The following is a 20,604-nucleotide window of genomic DNA, read 5'->3' as shown; positions in this document are numbered from 1 at the left end:
TTCTTCTCCGAGAGGAATGCTCATGGTCGACGCCGCCGTCCGCACCACGAAGACCCCGATCGTCGAGGCCACCAGCCCCGCCATCGATGTCGCCCGCGTCAACGATCTCCTGCTGGGGACCTGGGGCGACACCCGCCGCGAGGCCCGCGAGATGATCAAGGACTCCGCCTTCTGGCGGCAGGACGACCTCGGCAAGGACGAGCACCGCGAGCGCGTGCTCAGCCAGCTGCACCTGCTCGTCGAGAAGAAGGCCGTGCACCGGGCGTTCCCGAAGTCGCTCGGCGGCGAGGAGAACAACGGCGCCAACATCGCGGGCTTCGAAGAGCTCGTCGTCGCCGATCCCAGCCTGCAGATCAAGTCGGGTGTGCAGTGGGGCCTCTTCGGATCGGCCGTGCTGCAGCTCGGCACGAAGGAACACCACGAGAAGTGGCTGCCCGGCATCATGGACCTCTCGATTCCCGGAGCGTTCGCGATGACCGAGATCGGCCACGGATCGGACGTCGCCGCGGTCGGCACCACCGCGACCTACGACCCCGAAACCTGCGAGTTCGTCATCCACACCCCGTTCCGCGGGGCGACCAAGGAGTACCTCGGCAACGCAGGTCTGCACGGCATCGCCGCGACCGTGTTCGCGCAGCTCATCACGAACGGTGTGAACCACGGCGTGCACTGCTTCTACGTGCCGCTCCGCGGAGACGATGGCGTCGATCTCCCCGGCATCGGCCGTGAGGACGACGGACTCAAAGGCGGACTCAACGGCATCGACAACGGGCGCCTGAGCTTCGATCAGGTGCGCATCCCGCGCACCAACCTGCTCAACAAGTACGGCGACGTCGCCGTTGACGGCACCTACACCAGCGGCATCGACAGCCCCGGTCGCCGCTTCTTCACGATGCTCGGCACCCTCGTGCAGGGGCGCGTCTCGCTCGACGGTGCGGCATCCTGGGCATCCGCCCTCGGCCTGCACATCGCGATCACGTATGCGACCCAGCGCCGCCAGTTCGACGGCGTCGACGGGCAGGAGGTCGTGCTGCTCGACTACGGCAAGCACCAGCGCCGCCTGCTCCCGCGCCTGGCCACGACCTACGCGCAGATCTTCGCGCACGACGAGTTCCTGCGGAAGTTCGACGGCGTCTTCTCGGGGCGCACCGACACCCCCGACGACCGCGAAGACCTCGAGACCCTCGCCGCGGCGCTCAAGCCGCTGTCGACCTGGCATGCGCTCGACACGCTGCAGGAGGCGCGCGAGGCGTGCGGCGGTGCGGGCTTCATGTTCGAGAACCGTCTCGTCGGACTGCGCGCCGACCTCGACATCTACGTCACCTTCGAGGGCGACAACAACGTGCTGCTGCAGCTCGTCGGCAAGCGCCTGCTCACCGACTACGCGCGCCAGTTCAAGGGCAAGGATGCCGCTGCCCTCGCCAAGTACGCGGTGGGGATGACCGCCGGCAAGCTCTTCCACGGTGCGGGACTGCGCCAGTTCGGTCAGTCGGTCGCCGACCTCGGACAGGTCTCGCGGTCGGTCGAGAACGGACTGCGCGAGGAGCAGCAGCACCAGTTGCTCACCGAGCGCGTGCAGCAGATGGTGGCCGACATCGCGAACCGACTGCGTCCCGGTGCGAAGGACAAGGCGCTCGGCGCCCGCCTGTTCAACGAGAACCAGGCCGAGCTCATCGAAGCGGCCCGCGCTCACGGTGAGCTGCTGCAGTGGGAGGCGTTCACGGATGCCGTGCACACCGTCGAGGACGAGCAGACGAAGGCCGTGCTCACGTGGCTGCGCGACCTCTTCGGCCTGCAGCTCATCGAGAAGCACCTCGCCTGGCACCTGATCAACGGGCGTCTGTCGACGCAGCGCGCCGCGGCGGTGTCGAGCTACATCGACCGGCTCTGCGCCCGCCTGCGGCCGCACGCGCTCGACCTCGTGAACGCGTTCGGCTACGAGCCCGAGCACGTGCGCGCACCGATCGCTTCGGGTGCGGAGAAGGCCCGGCAGGACGAGGCGCGCGCGTACTACGCCGACCTCGCAGCCTCCGGCGAGGCTCCGATCCAGGAGAAGGCGCTGCGCGCCGCGAAGAAGCACTGAGCCGGGGTTCACAACTCCGGAGGAACTGCATGGAAAAGGGCCCGATCGGCGTGATCGGGCCCTTTTCGTTGATTTTCCGGAGTTATGAACGGGTCGGCCCGGTGCCCGGGGCGGGCGGGTAGGTCGGAATCGCCGGGGAGTGCGCCGCGGGACCCATCCCCGTGCCCGGGAAGTACTGCGCGGGCGACGGCGGATAGATCGGATGCTGGCCCGGGAGCTGCCCGGACGACGAAGCCGCGACCGGGGCTGCCGGGGTCTGCTGCGCCCGCGAGCGCACCCGTTGCAGCACGAACGTATAAGAGAGGTACAAGAAAGCCGCTGCCGTGCCGGTGCCGAAGAGCAGAAGGGCCGGGAGCGTGCTGCTGATCTCCCGTGGCAACTGGAAGAGCGCAGGGAAGAACACGTCGGGGAGAAGCACGAGCGCATTGACCACGAGAAGCGCGAGCGCGGGCAGCAGGAGCGCGAACGGCGACCAGCGCGTCACCGCGATCCCGATCACCACGAGGATCACCCCACCGAGCACCGAGGCCACGGCGACGGGTTGCACGGCCATCTCGAAGCGCTGGTAGGCGTACAGCATCCCGGTTCCGATCCCCCAGGCGAGGAGTCCCGCGCCGAAAGCGAGCAGGACAGGGGCGAGGATGCCGCCGACGATGCCGAGGCTCGCACCCTTGGTCTCGGGGCGTCGACGCGCGAGGGCCAGGACCACCCCCATCGTTCCGAGGGCGGGGAAGAGCACGAGCGGCACGCCGTAGATGATGCCGTCGGTCCACTCGAGGGGGAGGCGGACCGCGCGCTGCGAGGTGATCAGCGCGGCCGGGAACATCGCGAAGACGATCGGTGCGAGGGAGAGCACGCCGACCGCGATGAGCCCCGCCGAGCTCCAGATCCCCGTGACCACCACGGCGACGAGCAGCAGGATGCCGAGGACCTGCAGTGCGGTCGGTCCGGCCAGCTCCGCGAGGTCGAGCTCACGGGCGTATTGGAAGACCGAGGACATCCAGACCCGGCCCCCGCCGGCGAGGAGTCCGGCGCCGACGGGCGCGAGAACCACGGCGACGATGACGGTCAGGACACGCGCGAGCGCGGACGATCGGTACATGGGACTTCCCCTCCAGAGTCTCGTGCTCACCGTATCGACTCGGGGGCGTTGCGCGGAAGACGGGATAATCGTCGGCATGAGCTTTCTCTGGCGGTACTTCCGTCGCGAGGTCGACTATTCGTCACTCGATGACGGCGCGCCCGACGACGACGCTCCGCTCCCGGCGCCGTCCCGGGCCGGGCGAGTGCTCGCCTGCACCGTGGTGATCCTGTTCGGCGCGGTCTTCCTCGTCGCCGTGGTGGCCGTCGGCATCCGGGTCGAGTGGGTGCTGACCGACACGATCCCCTGGCGCAACACCGAGATCTGGGCCTGGCCGCCCATGGTCTTCTGCGCGATCGTCGGCGTGGCCGTGACCGGCTTCGGCGTGCGTCTGCTGATGACGGCGATCCGCGGTCCGCGACTCTGAGAAGACGCGACTCTGAGAAGAGTGGACAGACGGCGCGGGTAACGTCGTGTGCATGACCCGCGTGAACGCCTATGCCGCCCCCTCCGAAGCCGCGCCCCTCGAGAAGACGACGATCGAGCGGCGAGAACTCGGCCCCCACGATGTTCTGATCGATGTCGCCTTCGCCGGCATCTGCCATTCCGACATCCACACGGTGCGGGGCGACTGGGGTGCCCGCGAGTACCCTCTCGCGCCGGGACACGAGATCACCGGCACGGTCGCGGCCATCGGTGCCGAGGTCACGAAGCACGCGGTCGGCGACCGCGTCGGTGTCGGCTGCATGGTCAACTCCTGTGGGGAGTGCGACCAGTGCCGGCGCGGCGAGGAGCAGTTCTGCCGCAACGGCGCCGTCTTCACCTACGGCAGCGTCGACCGCGACGGCACGATCACGCAGGGCGGCTACTCCGAGAAGGTCGTCGTGACGGAGGGCTTCGTCGTGAGGATCCCGGATGCGCTCGCGCTCGATGTCGCCGCGCCCCTGCTGTGCGCGGGCATCACGACCTACTCGCCCCTGCGGCACGCGGAGGTCGGGCCGGATTCGCGGGTGGCGGTCGTGGGTCTCGGCGGGCTCGGCCACATGGGTGTGCAGATCGCTCACGCGCTCGGAGCGGAGGTCACCGTTCTCTCCCAGACGCTGAGCAAGAAGGACGACGGTCTGCGCCTGGGCGCCGACCACTACTACGCGACGAGCGACGACGACACGTTCCGTTCGCTGCGCGGCTCGTTCGACATGATCCTCAATACGGTCAGCGCGCCGATCGATCTGCGGTCGTACCTGGGAATGCTCGACGTCGACGGGGCGATGGTGTGCGTGGGGATGCCGTCCGATGCGCTTCCCCTGTTCGTCGGATCGCTCATCGGCGGACGCAAGTCGATCTCCGGCTCCAACATCGGCGGCATCCGCGAGACGCAGGAGATGCTCGACTTCTGCGCCGAGAAGGGCATCGCCGCCGAGATCGAGGTGATCCCGGCATCCGACATCAACGCCGCCTACGAGCGCGTGCTCGCGTCGGACGTGCGCTACCGCTTCGTGATCGACGCCTCCACCTTCGCCGACTGAGGTCCGCGGGGTGGGCCCTTCGACACGCTCAGGGACCCAGTGCTTTGGGTCGCTGAGCCTGTCGAAGCGCCCCACCGCGAGGGGCCGTGTCGGTGGCCGCCGCTAGCGTGGGGGCATGAGCTCGTTGATCACCGGTCCCGACGAACGCGCGCGCTGCGGCTGGGTGGGTGACGACGCCGAGTACCGCCGCTATCACGACGAGGAGTGGGGCACCCCGTTGCACGGCAATCGGGCCCTCTTCGAGAAGATGGCGCTCGAGGGCTTCCAGGCCGGTCTGTCGTGGATCACGATCCTGCGCAAGCGCCCGCGATTCCGCGAGGTGTTCGCGGGGTTCGACCCGGCGGTCGTCGCGGAGTTCGGCGACGACGACGTCGAGCGCCTGATGGGCGATGCCGGCATCATCCGTAACCGGGCGAAGATCCTGGCGACGATCGGCAATGCGCAGCTCGTGCGCGACATGGCCGAGGGCGAGCTCGACGAGCTGATGTGGTCGTTCGCGCCGCCGGCATCCGACACGCGCCCGGCGTCGTTCGCCGATGTGCCGGCGGTGACCGCGGAGTCGACCGCGATGAGCAAGGAACTGCGCAAGCGGGGGTTCCGCTTCGTCGGTGCGACGACCATGTACGCGCTGATGCAGTCGGCGGGAATGGTCGACGATCACATCGAGGGATGCTGGCGCGCCTGAGCGCGTCGCCGGTCGCGGTTATACTCGTGCGCGGGGGAACCCGCGGTGCGCTCGTGCCGCGGCGCTTTCGATGTGACCCCCGTCGATGACAATTCCCGGGGGAGGGCGAGTGGCGAAGCGGATTGCCTCCACGCCTCCGGTGCTGTCGGGCTACAGCTACGTGCGCCCGCTGGGCTCCGGTGGATTCGCCGACGTCTTCCTCTACGAGCAGGACATGCCCCGCCGCGTCGCCGCGGTGAAGGTGCTGTTGGCGGATGCCGTGAACTCCGACGTGCTGCGCGCGTTCAACGTCGAGGCCGACATCTCCGCCCGCCTCAGCGCGCATCCGTCGATCGTCACGATCTATCAGGCGTCGATCTCGTCGGACGGGCGCCCGTACTTCGCGATGGAGTACTGCCCCGACACGATGAGCGCCCGATACAAGAAGGCACCGCTGCCGCTCGCCGAGGTGCTCGACATCGGCGTGCGCATCGCCGGCGCGCTCGAGACCGTGCACCGGGCGGGGCTGCTGCATCGCGACATCAAGCCCTCGAACGTGCTCATCAACTCGCTCGGTGCCCCGGTGCTCGCCGACTTCGGCATCGCGGCCGCGGTGCTCGACGAGGGCGACTCCGAGACCATCGCGATGTCGATCCCGTGGAGCGCCCCCGAGGTGCTGCAGGAGAAGGTGTCGGGCTCGGTGCCCAGCGAGGTCTGGAGCCTCGGGGCGACGCTGTACACGCTGCTTTCCAGCCGCAGCCCCTTCGAGCGCGACGACCGTGCGTCGAACACGCGTGAGCTGCTCACGCAGCGCATCGTGAAGGCCAAGTACACACCGCTGCCGATCGCGGGCATGCCGAAGGTCATCGACGAGATCCTCGCCACGGCGATGGAGAAGGATCCGGCGCGCCGGTTCCCGAGCATGGCCGCGTTCGCCGACCGTCTGCGTCATGCGCAGTACGAGCTCGGCATCGCGCCCACCGCCTTCGAGGCGGCATCCGCCGAGTGGGCCGCGGCCTCGCCGGTCAGTTTCTCGGATGCCGCGCCCCGTGGCCCCGTCGTCACCACCGTCGCTCCCGACTCCCGTCGCGCCGCACGCGCCGCGAAGCAGCAGGGCGCTGCCCGTGACCGCGACGACCTGCCGGTCGCGACCCGGGCCCCGTCGCGTTCTCCGCTCGTCGCCGGAGTGATCGGCGCGCTCGTGGGCGCTGTCGTGATCGCGGGCGTCGGCGTCGGCATCCTCTTCCTCACCGGGGTCCTGTGATGGCGATCGGCGACCGCGACCGCACCGCGACGAAGCCCCGCTCCCGCGGGCGCGTCATCGCCGCGATCTCGGGCGTCGCGGCTCTCGCCGTGGTCGTCACCCTCGCCGTCACGGCGCAGGGCTACCAGTCGCAGGAGGTGCCCCGTCTGGAATCGGCCGTCTGGGTCATGCGCGACAGCGGCCAGTACGCACGGGTCAACACCGACCTCGCCGAGATCGACACGGTGCGCAACGTCGACGATCCCGAAGCCGTGTGGCAGAGCGGTTCCTCGGCCGTGCTCTACGCACAGGGCAACCGCCAGCGCTGGGACCTCGATCCCGCGAGCCCCGGAGACCTGATCGCGGATGCCGGCGAGGAGGGCACTCCTCTCGCCTCCGAGCCGACCCCGGCCGGAACCCGCGAGATCGTGTCGGCCGGGCCGTACGTGGCCTATCGCACCGACACCGGACAGGTCTCGGTCACCACCCTCGACGCGGGGGCGGGCACGGCTCTGGTCGACCCCTTCGCCGCGGTCGAGGTCGAGGAGGGCGAGGACCCGCCGTCGTACACGGCCGATGCGATCGGCCTCTCGCCCGAGGGCGTGCTCGCGCTCTACTCGGCCGAAGAGGGCGCGGTGCGCCGGTTCGACATCGATGAGCACCGCTTCCTCGGAGACGGTGCCGAGGTGTCCGACGCCCCCGAGGCCGGTGACGGTCTCGAGCTCACCGTGGTCGGCGATCGCTGGGCGATGCTCCAGTCCGCGGAAGGGCGACTCTGGACGTCGGGCGCCGACGCCCCGATCACGATCGACGTCGCCGAGGGCGCACGACTGCAGGCGGGCGCGGCATCCGGTGACGACGTCGTCGTCGCGGACTCCGACGGTCTCGTCTCGGTGGCGCTCGCCTCGGGCGACTCGGAGCGTATCGCCGAAGCATCCGGCGTCCCCGCGCGCCCTGTCGTGGTCGGCACGACGACCTACGCCGCCTGGCTCGACACCGGGTCCGGCACCCTGTGGGCCGGCGGCGAGACCACCTCGCTGTCCGTCCCCGACGACGCGCTCGAGTCCGCGACCATCGAACCCGTCTTCCAGGGCAACGGCGACCGCGTGGTGCTCAGCGAGATCGGCACCGGTCTGCTCTGGACGGCACCGGACGGCGTGCTCATCCCGCTCGAGCAGTGGGCGATCGACGACGACACCGAGCAGCAGGAGGGCACGATCATCGTCGAGGACGTGGCGGAGCAGATGCCGCCCGTCGCCGTCGACGACTCGTTCGGCGTGCGGGCCGGCGAGCAGGTCATCCTGCCCGTGCTTCTCAACGACCACGATCCGAACAAGAAGGACGTCCTGACGATCGACCCCGAGTCGGTGTCGGCGGGGCTCGGCGACGACGGCTTCGGTCGGCTGTCGCTCGTGTCCGACGGACAGTCGCTCGTCGTCGACGTGACCGCGACGAGCGGACAGACCTCCTTCACGTACGCCGTGACCGACGGGGCCGCGGTGTCGCCGCCCGCCACCGTCACGCTCACCGTCGTCGATCCCGGGGTGAACTCCGCCCCGGTCTGGTGCGGTGTCGACGCGTGCCAGCAGGAGTGGCCGACACCGCAGCTGCTTCCGGGCGGCAGCACGGTCGTCTCGGCGCTGTCGGGATGGGTCGACCCCGAGGGTGATCCCTTCGTGCTCGTCGACGCCTACGAGACCGACTCCGCCGCCCCCGTGATGGTCGTTCCCATGGCCGACGGTCGGGTCGCGATCCGTCACACCGACCCGAACGCCTCGGATGCCGTCATCCCCGTGACCGTCGTGGTCGAAGACGTGCACGGTGCGCGCGCCGAGAAGACCCTCGACGTGCAGGTCACCGGCAGCCCCGCGCTCCTCGCCTCCCCGGTCGCGCTGACCGCGCGGGTGGGGGAGCCCCAGTCGATCCGCATCTCCGATCACCTCTCCGGGGGCTCCGGGTCGTACCGCCTGGTCGACGCCGTGCAGACGGCGGCGACGGCGGCGGGCCTTGAGGTCGCGCCGAACCTCGCCTCCGGCGACGTCGAGCTCACGGTCGCCGAGCCCGGTCAGTACGTCGTGACGTACACCGCGCAGGATGCCACGACGCAGGCCGAGCAGTCGGCCGTGATCCGCATCACGGCGGTCGACGGGGCGGCTCCCCTCGCGATGGCTCCGCTCACCGCTTTCGTGCGCGAGGGCGAGGACACCACGGTCGACGTGCTCAGCGCCGTGCAGAACACGACGGGCCGCGTGCTCATGCTCTCGGGAGCCGTGAGCTCGTCGCCGCAGTTGAGCGTGCGCGTCGTCAACAACGAGAGCATCCGCGTCAACGGCACGACCGACGACGGCGAGCCGGGGGTGATCGGCCGCGCACGCGTCACCGTCGCCGACGGCTCGGGTGCGGCCGTCGAGGGAACGGTCACCGTCTTCCTCACGCCGCCGTCGACCGTCACCCGCCCGATCGTCTTCCCCGACGCGATCACCGTGCGCGCGGGGTCGCTCACCCGCATCAACGTGACCGCCAACGACGTCGCACCGCGGGGCGAACCCCTCGTCGTGCAGCCCGAGGTGACCGGTTCGGGTGAGGCGGGAGAGCTCGTGTTCGCCGACGGCAACGCGCTCCGCTATCTCGCCCCGTCGACGCCCGGCACGTACCGGCTCACGTACTCGGTGTCGCTCGAGCGCAACCCCTCCCTCTCCGACGACGGCGCCGTGACGGTGACCGTCGTGCCGCCGGGCACCAACCGTGCTCCCACGCCCACCACGCTCACCGGTCGGGTGCTGAGCGGGCAGACCGTCTCGCTGTCGGTGCCCGCCACCGGGATGGACAGCGACGGCGACCGCGTCGTGCTCGCCGGCATCGATCAGCCCGGCAAGGGCGCAGGCACCGCCACGATCTCGGCGCGCGGCGACGCGATCGTCTACCGCGCTCCGGCCGGTGGCGTCGACGGCGGCCAGGCGACCTTCCGCTACACCGTGCGCGATCCGCAGGGCGAGACCGGCACCGGACTCGTGCGCATCGGCGTGCTCGACGCCGACATCGACGATGCGGCCCCGGTGACCTTCAGCGACTACGTGCGCGTCGAGGCCGGGTCGTCGACGCCGATCGTGCTCGACCCCCGGGCGAACGATCTCGACCCGGCGCAGGGCGACCTCGAGATCACCGAACTGGTGCCCAACGCTCCGCCGGTCGCCGGCAACCCGCTCTACGAGCGGCTGAAGTCGCTGATCGACCCCGACACGTCGCTCGAAGACGGACGCGTCGTGCTGCGCGCGGGCGACGTGGCGGGCACGAACTCCTACTTCTACACGGTGACGTCGAGCCGCACGCAGAGCACCGCGCAGGGCCTCATCGTCGTCTCGGTGACCGATGGCGCCGTGACCGACCAGCCCACCGTCGCCGACACGGTGCTCACCGCGCGCGACCGCGACGATCTCGCCGACCGCGGCATCGACGTCGTCACCGACCGGGTCAGCTGGCCGTCGGGCGACGCGAGCTCGCTGAAGCTCAGCCTCTGGGGTGACCAGCCCGGCTTCTCGGTGCAGGGCGACCGCATCGTCGGCGCGGCCCCGGCCGAGGGCACCCTCGTGCCGTTCCAGCTCACGGGCACCGCCGCGGGCGGACGCGACGTCGTCGCCTACGGGTTCCTGCACATCCCCGCGTTCGACGACATGCAGGTGCAGATCACGCCGGGCGCGACCCCGGTCGTGGTCGACGAAGACGCCGAGGCGACGTTCACCGTTGCCGACTACCTCGACCTCGCGGCGAACGACGCGGTCGAGATCGGAACGGGCGAGTTCACCACGCAGCGCGCCGCCGCGGTCTGCCTCCCCGCAGGCGGGGGAGAGGCGACCTATCGCGCAGGGCGCGAATCGCCGTGGTCCGACACGTGCCTCGTGCCGGTGCGGCTCCAGGGCCAGGAGCGCTGGTCGTACATCGACGTGCCCATCAGCATCCGTCCCGCCGAACCGCAGCTGCTGCTCTCGTCGATCGCCCACACCGTCGCGCCGGGCGCGAGCGCGGACTTCGACCTCTACGCGAACATGGCGAGCTGGGAGGGCGGCCGCGAGGGCGACGCCCGTTCGCTCGACTTCCGCACCGTCTACAGCGGCGCCTCGTTCACGGTCACGCAGAACGGCCCGACGCTCACCGTCGAGGCGCACGCAGACGCGCGGCCCGGCAGCGCCGAAACTGTCGAGGTGACCGTCTCGCAGTACGGCGAGGCCGCGGCATCCGTGCGCCTGGTCGTCGGTGCGGCGCCGCCGGATGCTCCGCGCGGGGCTACCTTCACGAAGCAGTGCGTCGTGACCAGCCCCAGTTGCTCGATCGACGTCGTCGACATCACCGGCGAGTACGACCCGTTCGCGGGCAAGCAGGGCTCCGGCTTGAAGCTGGTGTCGCTCGGCTCCGGCGCCCGGTGCGACGTCGCGACGCTCGCCGCATCCGGAGAGCGCGCGATCACCGCGAGCTGGCCCGGCGGCGGGCAGGCTCCCGGCGGGCAGTGCGTGGTGCCGTTCGTGGTGGCGGATGCTCAGGGCCGCACCGGCACGGGCACCCTCACCCTCGATCTGCAGGGCTACCCGCAGGCGCCGGCGAGTGTCACGACCGTCGGGTACACGCGCTCGACCGTCGTGCTCGAGGTGCCGCTCGGTGAGGCCGGACGCGCGCACCCCTCGGTGACCGGCGTGACGATCCAGCAGGACGGCGCGGCCGCGAACGCCTCGTGCGGGCCGGCCGGTGGCGGCCTGTACCGCTGCACGGTGAACGGCCTGGTCAACGGCGAACCGCATGCGTTCACGGCATCCGCGGTCAACTCCGTCGGCGCATCCGCTCCTACCTCGGCGCACACCAGCTGGGCGTACGCGGCGCCGACGGTGTCGAACGCGACGGCGGCGCCGGTGTATGTCGCCGGGACCACAGATCGCAACCGCGCCGCCGTGAGACTGTCGATCGATGCGCCCGACGATGCGCGCTCCTTCCGCGTCGAGGAGACGGGGCAGGTCATCGACCGGACCGGCGGCACGACGACGGCGCAGCTCACTCTCGCGCCAGGTCCGCAGACCCTCACGATCGTGCCGATCAGTCAGTTCCAGCCGCCCACGGGCGACGGGGGCAACGAGGGTGGGGCGTTCCGCACCCAGGTGACCGCGGCGGGCACGGTGTACTTCGAGCCGTCGAACACGAGCGCGGGCGCATCGTCGAACACGTCGATCAGCATCTCCTCGCCCGGCGCCGGGGCTGCGCAGGCGAACGGCAGCGACCGCGGCGTGGACATCAGGTACGTCGCCTGGCGCTCGGGCAGCGTGTCGTGCACGGCCGGGCCGAACGGCGAACTCCAGGTATCCGGAGGCGAGAAGCAGTCCTCCTCGCCGACGATCGACGGCCTGATCGAGTATCAGATGTACAACGTCAAGGCGTGCGCCTCGAACGGCTACGGCGTCAGCGAGAGCTCGACCACCCAGGTCTTCACGTTCACCTCGGTCGAGGGGCCGGGCGGTGACACGAGCTACAAGGTGGCGACGGCTCCGAACGTCAGCGGAACCACCTACTCCTACCCGCTCGAGCGCGGACCCTCGATTTCGGTGCGCAACGGATTCGTGGTCTGGTACGACATGTACGGCACCAGGCGGCAGGACTTCACCCTCAGCCGCGACGCCGCGCCGGGTCAGATCACCGCCCAGGGGTGCCACTCTGTGGTCACCGTCCACTGCTCGGCTGCCGTGCAGGTCAGCGCGGAGACGGCCCCCACGATCGTCGACGTGCGGTTCGGCGAGTGCCTTCCCGAGAACGCCGGTGACGTCGTCAGCGTCTCGGGTGCGGCTCGCGGCTCCTATGTTCTCGGCACACCGGTGGAGATCCCGGGCCCGACCGCTGCGGACCCGCCCTCCTACGACGTCACGCTCACGTGGACAGGGGCGTACTCCTCTCTCGCCCCGATCACACATCGCGTCCCCGCCGCCTGCACCCCGACCCCCTGACCCACCGTCCGAGACCATCGAGAAGAATACTGTTGCTCCTATGCCTGCTTCCTCCGCTGCACCCGTGACCATCGCCCCCGAACAGGCCGCCTGGTTCGCCGAGACGTTCTCGATCCTCACCGGCAACGTCGAGCAGGTCGTGCTCGGCAAGCGCCACATCGTCGAGCTGGTGCTCGCGGCGGGCATCAGCGGGGGGCACGTGCTGCTCGAGGACTACCCGGGCACCGGCAAGACGGCTCTCGCCCGTGCCATCGGCCAGACCATCTCGGGCACGAGCACGCGCATCCAGTTCACCCCCGACCTGCTCCCCGGGGACGTCACGGGCATCACCGTGTACGACCAGAAGGAGGGCACGTTCGAGTTCCACGCGGGTCCGGTGTTCGCGAACATCGTGCTCGCCGACGAGATCAACCGGGCGAGCCCGAAGACGCAGTCCGCACTGCTTGAGGTCATGGAGGAGGGCACGGTCACGGTCGACGGCGTCACCCGCCCGGTCGGCTCGCCGTTCCTCGTGATGGCGACGCAGAACCCCATCGAGCAGGGCGGCACGTACCGTCTGCCCGAGGCGCAGCTCGACCGCTTCATGATCAAGACCTCGATCGGCTACCCCGACGACGCGGCGACCATGCGCATCCTGCAGGGTGCGGCGCAGCCGACCCGCGTGCTCGACGGCATCGTCGGCACCGACACCATCCTGACGATGACCGAGATGGCGCGCGGCGTGTACGTGAACCCGCTCGTCTCGGACTACATCATGCGCATCGTCGACGCCACGCGCCGGGCATCCGAGGTGCGTCTGGGGGCCAGCGTGCGCGGCGCGATCGCGCTCTCGCGGCTCGTGATGACCTGGGCCGCGAAGAACGGTCGCACCTACGCCACCCCTGACGACGTGCGCGAGCTCGCCGTCGTCGCTCTGGCGCACCGACTCGTGCTCGAGCCCGAGGCCGAGTTCGACGGCGTGACCGCGGTGGCCGTGGTCGGCCAGATCCTGCTCGACGTCGAACCCCCGCGCGAGAACGGCACTGCGTGAGCTTCAACACCGAATCGCGCCTGACCCGCACCACCGCCGGCACGTCGACCTCGACGCGCACGGCGACGGTGACGCGGTACTCGCGTACGCGCCGCGGCCCCGTGCGGGGAGCGGTGTTCGGCATGCGCCGAGCGGCTCGCACCGTGACGCGCGCCGGTCGCCGCGCGGCCCGCTGGGTGCGCGAGACGGTGACGGCTGCGGGGCTGCTCGTGGCCGCGGCCCTGGTGCTCGGCGTCGTCGCGGGACTGCTCTTCGGCTGGGTCGAGGCGTGGGCCGTGGCCGCGATCGCACTGGTGCTCCTGATCGTGTGCGTGCCCTTCGTGCTGGGCGCGCACGACTACCGCATCCACCTCGCTCTCGACCGTGATCGTGTGGTCGCGGGGGCTGAGATCGGCGCGGTGCTCGACGTGCGCAACAACGGCACCCGCCTGTCGCTGCCCGGCGTGGTCGACGTTCCGGTCGGCGAGGGCCTGGTCGAGGCGCACGTGCCGCTGCTGCGCCCCGACGGACACCACCGCGAAGAGCTCACGATCGCGGCGCACCGTCGCGGCGTGATCGACGTCGGGCCGATGACGATCACGCGTGGCGACCCGATCGGCATCCTCCGCCGTGAGATGCGGTGGCCCGAGGTGCAACGCATCCACGTGCATCCGGTCACCGTGCGCATCCCGAGCACCAGTGCGGGGCTCATCCGCGACCTCGACGGCACTCCCAGCACGACGCTCGTCGACGCCGACCTGTCGTTCCACGCCGTGCGCGAATACGTCGTGGGCGACTCGCAGCGCCACGTGCACTGGAAGTCGACCGCCAAGACCGGCACGCTCATGGTGCGGCAGTACGAGGAGTCCCGGCACGCCCGCATCGCGATCATCCTCGACCTCGACGCCGAGTCGTACGACAGCGACGACGAGTTCGAGAACACGGTGAGCGCCGCGGCATCCCTCGCCCTGCAGGGCGTGCGCGACGGCCGCGACGTGCTGTTCTCGGTGAGCAACGAGATCCCTGAGCACAGTCGCACCGAGGTGCTGTCGATCCGCACCCTTCCGACCGTCACCCCGAAGGCGATGCTCGACGCGACCTCGACCCTCGACGCGTCCGACCGGGTCATGCGCCTCGAGGCCGTGGCGGCGCTGACGGTGCAGTCGTACCCCGACCTCTCGATCGGCTTCCTGCTCACCGGATCGCGCACACCGCTCGAGCGACTGCGGCACGCCGCGGTGAAGCTGCCCGCCCAGGTCGACGCCGTCGCCGTGCGCAGCGAGCTCGGCGAGCAGCCCACGATGCGCACGGCCCGCGAGCTGTCGGTGATGACCCTCGGAGCGCTCGGCGATCTGCCGCAGATGCTGGCCCGAGGAGCGCTCCGATGAGCGGCACGCGCACGCCTCTCCGGGGTGCGAACGGCCCCGCACTCCGGTTCTCGGCCCTCACGTTCTGGGCGCTCGGTTTCGTGGCGGTCGGCATCGCGCTCGCGACGGCCGCCGCCTGGCCGGTGTACGAGTCGCCGCGCGCACTCGTCGTCGGTGTCGCCGGCGGCCTGCTCGGGATGGGGGTGGCGGTCCTCGCGCGGATGCTGCGCTGGGGCGCTCTGCTCGCCGCGCTCGCGGCCGTGGCGATGTACCTGATCGTCGCGGTCCCCCTGGCGATCCCCTCGGCGCTGTCGTCGGTGCCCGCGTTCCTCGGCGGCCTGCGCGACGCCGTGTTCGGCGTCGTGCTCGGCTGGAAGCAGATGCTGACCCTGGCCCCGCCGCTCGGCGAGTACCAGGCGGTGCTCATTCCGTTCCTCGTCGTGATGCTGTTCGGCGGATTCCTCGCGACCTTCCTCGCCCTCCATCCCGGGCGTCGTGCCCTGGCGGCGGTCCCGGTCGTCGCCGCGATGAGCGTCTTCGGAGTGGCCTTCGGGTTGAGCGCGACGAGTTCGCCGGTCGTCGTCTTCGGCATCGAGGTGCCCGCTCCGCGCGAGTGGCTCATCGGGGTGGGGGTGTTCGCCGCCGCCCTGGTCTGGGTGATCGGCCGGGCGCGCATCGAGCGGGCGCAGGCGCTGCGCATCGTCGCGGCGACCGGCGTCTCGCGCCGGGCGGCGCCGGTGTGGCTCAGCGTCCGCCGGCACCTGCTCGCGGGCGCGCTCGTGGTCGTCGCGCTCGTCGCCGGCGTCGCGGCGGCCCCCGTCGCCGCCGGCTGGACCGACCGATCGGTGCTGCGCGACGAGGTCGAGCCGATGATCGTCGTGCAGCAGCAGACCAGCCCGCTCGGCTCCTACCGCGCGTGGTTCGCGGGGGATCGCCTCGACGAGACCGTTTTCGGCGTGCAGGGCGACCCCGGAGCCGTCGATCGCGTCCGTCTCGTCACGCTCGACGCTTACGACGGCAACGACTTCCACATCGCCGAGGATGACCGCTTCAGCCGGCTCCCGCGCACGGCCGGCCCGGGCGAGGGTCGTATCGCGCTCGACATCACGGTGGGCGATGCCTACCGCGGCATCTGGGTTCCGACCCCCGCCGGACTCGCCGAGGCGCCGGCGTTCGCCGGATCACGGGCGGATGCTCTCGCCGACGGGTTCCACATCGACGCCGACGGCGACACGGCCATCACCATCGCGGATGCTCCGGGCGGGGGGAGCGGACTGGTTCCGGGCGACCGGTACTCGGTGCTCGTCAACGCTCCGGCCACCGGCGACGGGATCGCGTCGCTGCAGGGCGGCGACTCGACGCTCGACGCCGACGCGTTCCCCGCGCTGGTCGAGTGGGCCGAGATGCAGGAGCAGCCGCGCACCGGCGCCGGCTACGTCGAACTGATCGACCGACTGCGCTCGCGCGGCTACCTCAGCCACGCGGTGCTCGACGACGCGGCGTCGGCCGGGTGGATCGCCGCGCTCGACGGGGCGGAGGGCTACGGCTTCGCCTCGAGCTACGCCGGCCACTCGGCGGCGCGCATCGAAGAGGTCTTCACCGCGATGGTCGAGCAGGAGCGGCGGGCCGGGTCGGACGCCGCACCCGAGCTGCTCGTATCGGCGATCGGAGACGACGAGCAGTTCTCGACGGCCGCCGCTCTGCTCGCCGAGCACTGGGGCCTCGAGTCGCGCGTGGTCATCGGTGCGCGTCTCGCGGGCGCCGAGGAGGTGCCCGGCATCCCGGCCTGCACCGAGGTCTGCACGGGCGAGAGCATGAGCGCCTGGGTCGAGGTGCGGTCCACCGGCGGCGAATGGATGCCGATCGACGTCACGCCGCAGTATGCGATGCTGCCGAGTGCGATCACCGAGGGCGAGCAGCTGCCCGAGCATCCGACCGTTCCGGAGCAGCCGCGCTCGGAGGCGCTCGATCCGCCGCAGGCGCAGAGCGACTCGAACGACGACGCTCCGCCGCTGGAGGCCCCCGAATCGGAGTTCCTGGCCGTTCTGCTGCCGATCCTGCGCGCCGTCGGTCTCGGCGTCCTCGCGCTCGTGCTCCTGACGCTTCCCCTGCTGGTGCTGTTGATCGCGAAGGGCCGCCGGGCACGCGCACGGCGAGACGCCGGTGATCCCGAGGTGCGGCTCGCGGGCGCCTGGGAAGAGCTCGTCGACCTGTACACCGATCACGACGTCGCCCTGCAGACCCAGGGCACGCGCGTGCAGCGCGCCCGATCGACGGATCGCTCGGCCGCCGTGCGACTCGCGGTGCTCGTCGACCGCGGCATCTTCGCGGGGCATCCGCCCACCGATGCGGATGCCGCCGCCGCCTGGCAGATCGTCGACGACGAACGAGCCGCGCTGTCGACGGCCGACAGCCGATGGCGGCGGCTGGTCGCGCGGGTGCGCCTCACCTCGTTGCTGAGCCGGGCGAGGCCGACGAGCGGTCCTCGTTTCGCGGGTCGCCGTCCGGTGATCGGTACGCTCGCAGTAGCCGGTTCGCCCCACGACCGGCAGAAGGAGACCCCATGACACCGTCAGCAGAGTCCGGACTGCTCTCGATGCTCCTCATCGGATGGGGTGTCGGCCTGCTCCTCGGCCTCGGCATCTACGTCTGGTACGCGGTGGCGCTGTCGCGCCTGTTCCCGCGGCTCGGGGGAGAGGCGTGGAAAGGCTGGGTGCCCATCCTCAACGAGGCTGAGATCCTCGCGCGCGGAGGCGTCGCCGCCTGGAAGGTCGTGTTCTACCTGATCCCGATCGTGCAGATCTACGGCATCTATCTCAAGGTGATCGCGACGCATCGGATCAACCAGCAGTTCGGTCGCGGCGCCGGGTCGACGGTGCTCGCGATCCTGCTGCCGCCCGTGTGGGCGACGATCCTCGCCGCCGGGGCGCCGCCGTACCCGGAGGGCGACCGCCTCGCGGCTCTGCAGCCGGGGCCGCGCCGCACGCCCCAGCCGCTGCTCGAACCGACCACCGGAGACACCCGCGACTATGCGCTCCCGGCCTTCGCGCCGCAGCGCCCCGCTTCGGCACACGCCGGAGCGGCTCCGACGGGGGGATTCATCCCGGCCCCGCGCTCGACGAACGCCGGGTCGGAGGCATCCGCCCCGCCCGCCGGGAACGCCGGGATCCCGGCCGAGTGGCAGGCGTTCGCCCCTGCTCCGCAGGCTCCCGCGTCTGCGCCGCAGGCTCCGGTTCCGCAGTCTTCCGCGCCCGAGCCTTCCGTGGCCGCCCCTTCCGTGACCGCGCCGCAGCCGCCTGCCCCCGCCCCGCAGCCGCCGGCTCCGTCGTTCGCTCCGCCCACGGCCCCCGCGCCGCAGCCGCCGGTCGTCTCCGCTCCGGCCGCGCCGCCGGCCGCCGCCCCGGTGCCTCCCGCCGCTCCGGCCGCACCCGCGGCTCCCGCGGAGGAGTTCCCGCTGCCGCCCGCCTTCGCCCCGACCCCGCCCGTCTTCACGCCCCCGGCACCCCCGGCCGCTCCGGCCGCGACGGTGCCGCCCGTGACGGAGGCCCCGGCACCCGGCATCCGTCCCGTCCCCCTGATCGCCACGCCTCCGGTCGCTCCCGCCGCGCCGACCGAGACGTCGGCGGCGGAGGCTCCGCTCGCGCACGACGCCGAGTCCGACGACCTGCTCGCCGACGACCTCGCGCAGACGATCATCAAGCCCCGCCAGGTCGCCGTCGACGACGACCTCGAGGCGACCGTCGTCGTGGCACGCAAGCGCGGAGTGCGTCGCTCACTCGTGCTCGACGACGGCCGCAGCTTCGCGCTCTCGGGCGCGAGCGTCGTGATCGGACGCAACCCGGTGGGCGATCCGGGCGAGCAGCGTCTGTCGATCACCGATGCGACCCGTACCCTCTCGAAGACCCACGCGCGTCTCGTCGTCACCGATGACGAGTGGCGGCTGACCGACCTGCACGCGACCAACGGAGTCGTCGTGGTGGCCGAGGACGGCACCGAGGTGCTGCTCGACCCGGGCGAGAGCGTGGTCGGAACCGGACGCTTCATCCTCGGCGAGGTCGGGATGCACGTGATCGCGGAGCGCGATTCGTGACCGTCGAACAGGTCGTCCTCAATGTCGCGTCACTGACCGACACCGGTCTCAAGCGCGCCGCGAACGAGGACTCCCTGCTCACCGCGGCCCCCGTGTTCCTCGTGGCCGACGGCATGGGCGGGCACGAGGCCGGCGACCGGGCGAGCGCCGCGGTGGTCGCCGCCTTCGAGCCACTCCGAGGCACCGCCGTCACGATCGATGACGTGCGTCTGGCGCTGGGACGCGCGACCGCCGTGGTCGAGTCGATCGCCGCCGCGCACAAGCAGGGAGCCGGCAGCACGGTCTCGGGCGTGGCCCTGGTCGAGCACGAAGGACTGCCGCACTGGCTCGTCTTCAACGTCGGCGACTCGCGGGTCTACCGTCATCACGCCAACGATCTCGTGCAGCTGACGATCGATCACTCGCTCGGCCAGGAGATGGTCGACGCGGGCGAGATGCGTCCCGAAGACCTCGCGACCTTCGCGCAGCGCAACATCATCACCCGCGCGATCGGCGCGGCCGACAGCGAGGCCGACAGCTGGCTCCTCCCGGTGATCGACGGCGAGCGCCTGCTGCTCTGCTCCGACGGTCTCAGCGGCGAGGTGAGCGACGAGGCGATCCGCGCCACCCTCACGATGTGCGGACGCCCGGAGACCGCGGCATCCGCTCTGGTGCGCCGGGCGCTGCAGGCGGGCGGACGCGACAACGTCTCGGTCGTCGTGATCGACGTCGTCGCCGGCGGCCTGCGCGCCGGCCGTGACGACGACACGGCCGGCCGGTTGGCGGTGTCGGTCGGCACCGATTCGATGCTCGAGGGCACGACGATCCCGGTGCGCGCGCGATGACCGACGAGAGCATCGACGAGGAGACCGTCATCGTCACGCGACGCGACCGTCGTCGCGCGGTCGAGCAGGCGGAGTCGGTGCAGGCGGATGGCGCGTCGCAGCCGGCGTCGTCGCAGACGGATGCCGGGGCGCACGTCGAGGAAGACAACGAGGCGACGGTGCTCGTCGGGCGCTCCCGCCCCGCGGCATCCGACATCGACGAGGCGACCATCGTCGTCGACCGTACCCGCGACACATCGTCGGACGATGACCACGAGGCGACCGTCGTGGTCGACCGCGCCCGCCCGGCATCGTTCGAGCCGGACGAGTCGACGGTCGTCGTCGATCGCTCGGGCGGCGCTGCCGTCGCGCCGTCGGGTCTGGAGGAGACGATCGTGCGTCCCCGGCGCGGCCTGCGTCGCCGGCGGACCACGGTGTTCGATGATCCGTCCGACCTCGATGCGACGATCCCTCGGGGACCGGTCTCGTTCGAGCGCCCCACCGAGCCCGAGCCGCCGGCGATCTACAAGCCCCGCCCGGCTCCCCTCGTGCCGAAGGCCCCGCCCGCGGTCGGCGGCGGTCCGGCACCGACCCGCATCGAGGACCCGGGGCTCCCATCCGTGGCGCGGCAGGGAGTGCGCCGCAGTCGCACGGCGCTCCTCGCCTTCGTCGGTGCGTGCGCGGTGTCGGTCGCGGGGCTCGTGACGCTCGGTTTCGTCGTCTTCGCCTGACGCTGCGACTCTTCGCCTGACGCCGCGAC

13 protein-coding genes are annotated in these 20,604 nt (G+C 71.2%); 12 read left to right on the top strand and 1 reads right to left on the bottom strand.

Going from position 1 to position 20,604, the window contains the following annotated elements; translation table 11 throughout:
- The first annotated feature begins 22 nt into the window (after nt 1–22).
- Nucleotides 23–2,083, top strand: a complete 2,061-nt coding sequence (locus WFJ97_RS07870) for an acyl-CoA dehydrogenase family protein (protein ID WP_336641060.1) — start codon at nt 23–25, stop codon at nt 2,081–2,083.
- An 82-nt stretch (nt 2,084–2,165) separates the two neighbouring features.
- Here the strand turns inward: WFJ97_RS07870 and WFJ97_RS07865 are convergent, their stop codons facing one another.
- Nucleotides 2,166–3,185, bottom strand: a complete 1,020-nt coding sequence (locus tag WFJ97_RS07865) for a hypothetical protein (protein ID WP_336641059.1) — start codon at nt 3,183–3,185, stop codon at nt 2,166–2,168.
- A 76-nt stretch (nt 3,186–3,261) separates the two neighbouring features.
- Here WFJ97_RS07865 and WFJ97_RS07860 point away from each other — a divergent pair, with 76 nt between their 5' ends.
- The 11 genes from WFJ97_RS07860 (at nt 3,262) to WFJ97_RS07810 (ending at nt 20,575) form a co-directional block, all read left to right on the top strand.
- Complete coding sequence (locus tag WFJ97_RS07860; RefSeq protein WP_336641058.1) at nt 3,262–3,591, top strand: hypothetical protein; 330 nt, start codon at nt 3,262–3,264, stop codon at nt 3,589–3,591.
- 52 nt (nt 3,592–3,643) lie between these two features.
- Nucleotides 3,644–4,690, top strand: coding sequence for an NAD(P)-dependent alcohol dehydrogenase (locus WFJ97_RS07855; protein WP_247633000.1), 1,047 nt, complete (start codon nt 3,644–3,646; stop codon nt 4,688–4,690).
- A 115-nt stretch (nt 4,691–4,805) separates the two neighbouring features.
- Nucleotides 4,806–5,375 carry a DNA-3-methyladenine glycosylase I gene (locus WFJ97_RS07850; protein WP_247623551.1) on the top strand — a complete coding sequence of 190 codons (570 nt, stop codon included), beginning with the start codon at nt 4,806–4,808 and terminating at the stop codon, nt 5,373–5,375.
- A gap of 109 nt (nt 5,376–5,484) precedes the next feature.
- Nucleotides 5,485–6,618, top strand: coding sequence for a serine/threonine-protein kinase (locus tag WFJ97_RS07845; protein WP_247623550.1), 1,134 nt, complete (start codon nt 5,485–5,487; stop codon nt 6,616–6,618).
- Nucleotides 6,618–12,575: an Ig-like domain-containing protein gene (locus tag WFJ97_RS07840; RefSeq protein WP_336641057.1), complete on the top strand. Its 5,958-nt coding sequence runs from the start codon at nt 6,618–6,620 to the stop codon at nt 12,573–12,575. The genes WFJ97_RS07845 and WFJ97_RS07840 overlap by 1 nt, the downstream gene beginning before the upstream one ends.
- A 40-nt stretch (nt 12,576–12,615) precedes the next feature.
- The gene (locus WFJ97_RS07835) at nt 12,616–13,605 is read left to right on the top strand and encodes an AAA family ATPase (protein WP_247632997.1); all 990 of its coding nucleotides are present in this window, start codon (nt 12,616–12,618) and stop codon (nt 13,603–13,605) included.
- Nucleotides 13,602–14,972: a DUF58 domain-containing protein gene (locus WFJ97_RS07830; RefSeq protein WP_336641056.1), complete on the top strand. Its 1,371-nt coding sequence runs from the start codon at nt 13,602–13,604 to the stop codon at nt 14,970–14,972. Before WFJ97_RS07835 ends, WFJ97_RS07830 begins: the two co-directional genes overlap by 4 nt.
- Nucleotides 14,969–17,518, top strand: coding sequence for a transglutaminase domain-containing protein (locus WFJ97_RS07825; RefSeq protein ID WP_336641055.1), 2,550 nt, complete (start codon nt 14,969–14,971; stop codon nt 17,516–17,518). Before WFJ97_RS07830 ends, WFJ97_RS07825 begins: the two co-directional genes overlap by 4 nt.
- A complete protein-coding gene (locus tag WFJ97_RS07820; protein WP_336641054.1) occupies nt 17,515–19,041 on the top strand; it encodes a DUF5684 domain-containing protein in 1,527 nt (508 codons plus the stop codon). The genes WFJ97_RS07825 and WFJ97_RS07820 overlap by 4 nt, the downstream gene beginning before the upstream one ends.
- Entirely contained in the window at nt 19,038–19,865 is an 828-nt protein-coding gene (locus WFJ97_RS07815; RefSeq protein WP_247623545.1) for a PP2C family protein-serine/threonine phosphatase, read from the top strand. Before WFJ97_RS07820 ends, WFJ97_RS07815 begins: the two co-directional genes overlap by 4 nt.
- On the top strand, nt 19,862–20,575 hold the full coding sequence (locus WFJ97_RS07810) for a hypothetical protein (protein ID WP_336641053.1): 714 nt from the start codon (nt 19,862–19,864) through the stop codon (nt 20,573–20,575). Before WFJ97_RS07815 ends, WFJ97_RS07810 begins: the two co-directional genes overlap by 4 nt.
- Nucleotides 20,576–20,604 lie beyond the last annotated feature (29 nt).

Origin of the sequence: Microbacterium sp. USHLN272 (assembly GCF_037149655.1) — a bacterium.
GTDB lineage: Bacteria > Actinomycetota > Actinomycetes > Actinomycetales > Microbacteriaceae > Microbacterium > Microbacterium galbinum.
This window is presented reverse-complemented; position numbering and strand designations above follow the sequence as displayed.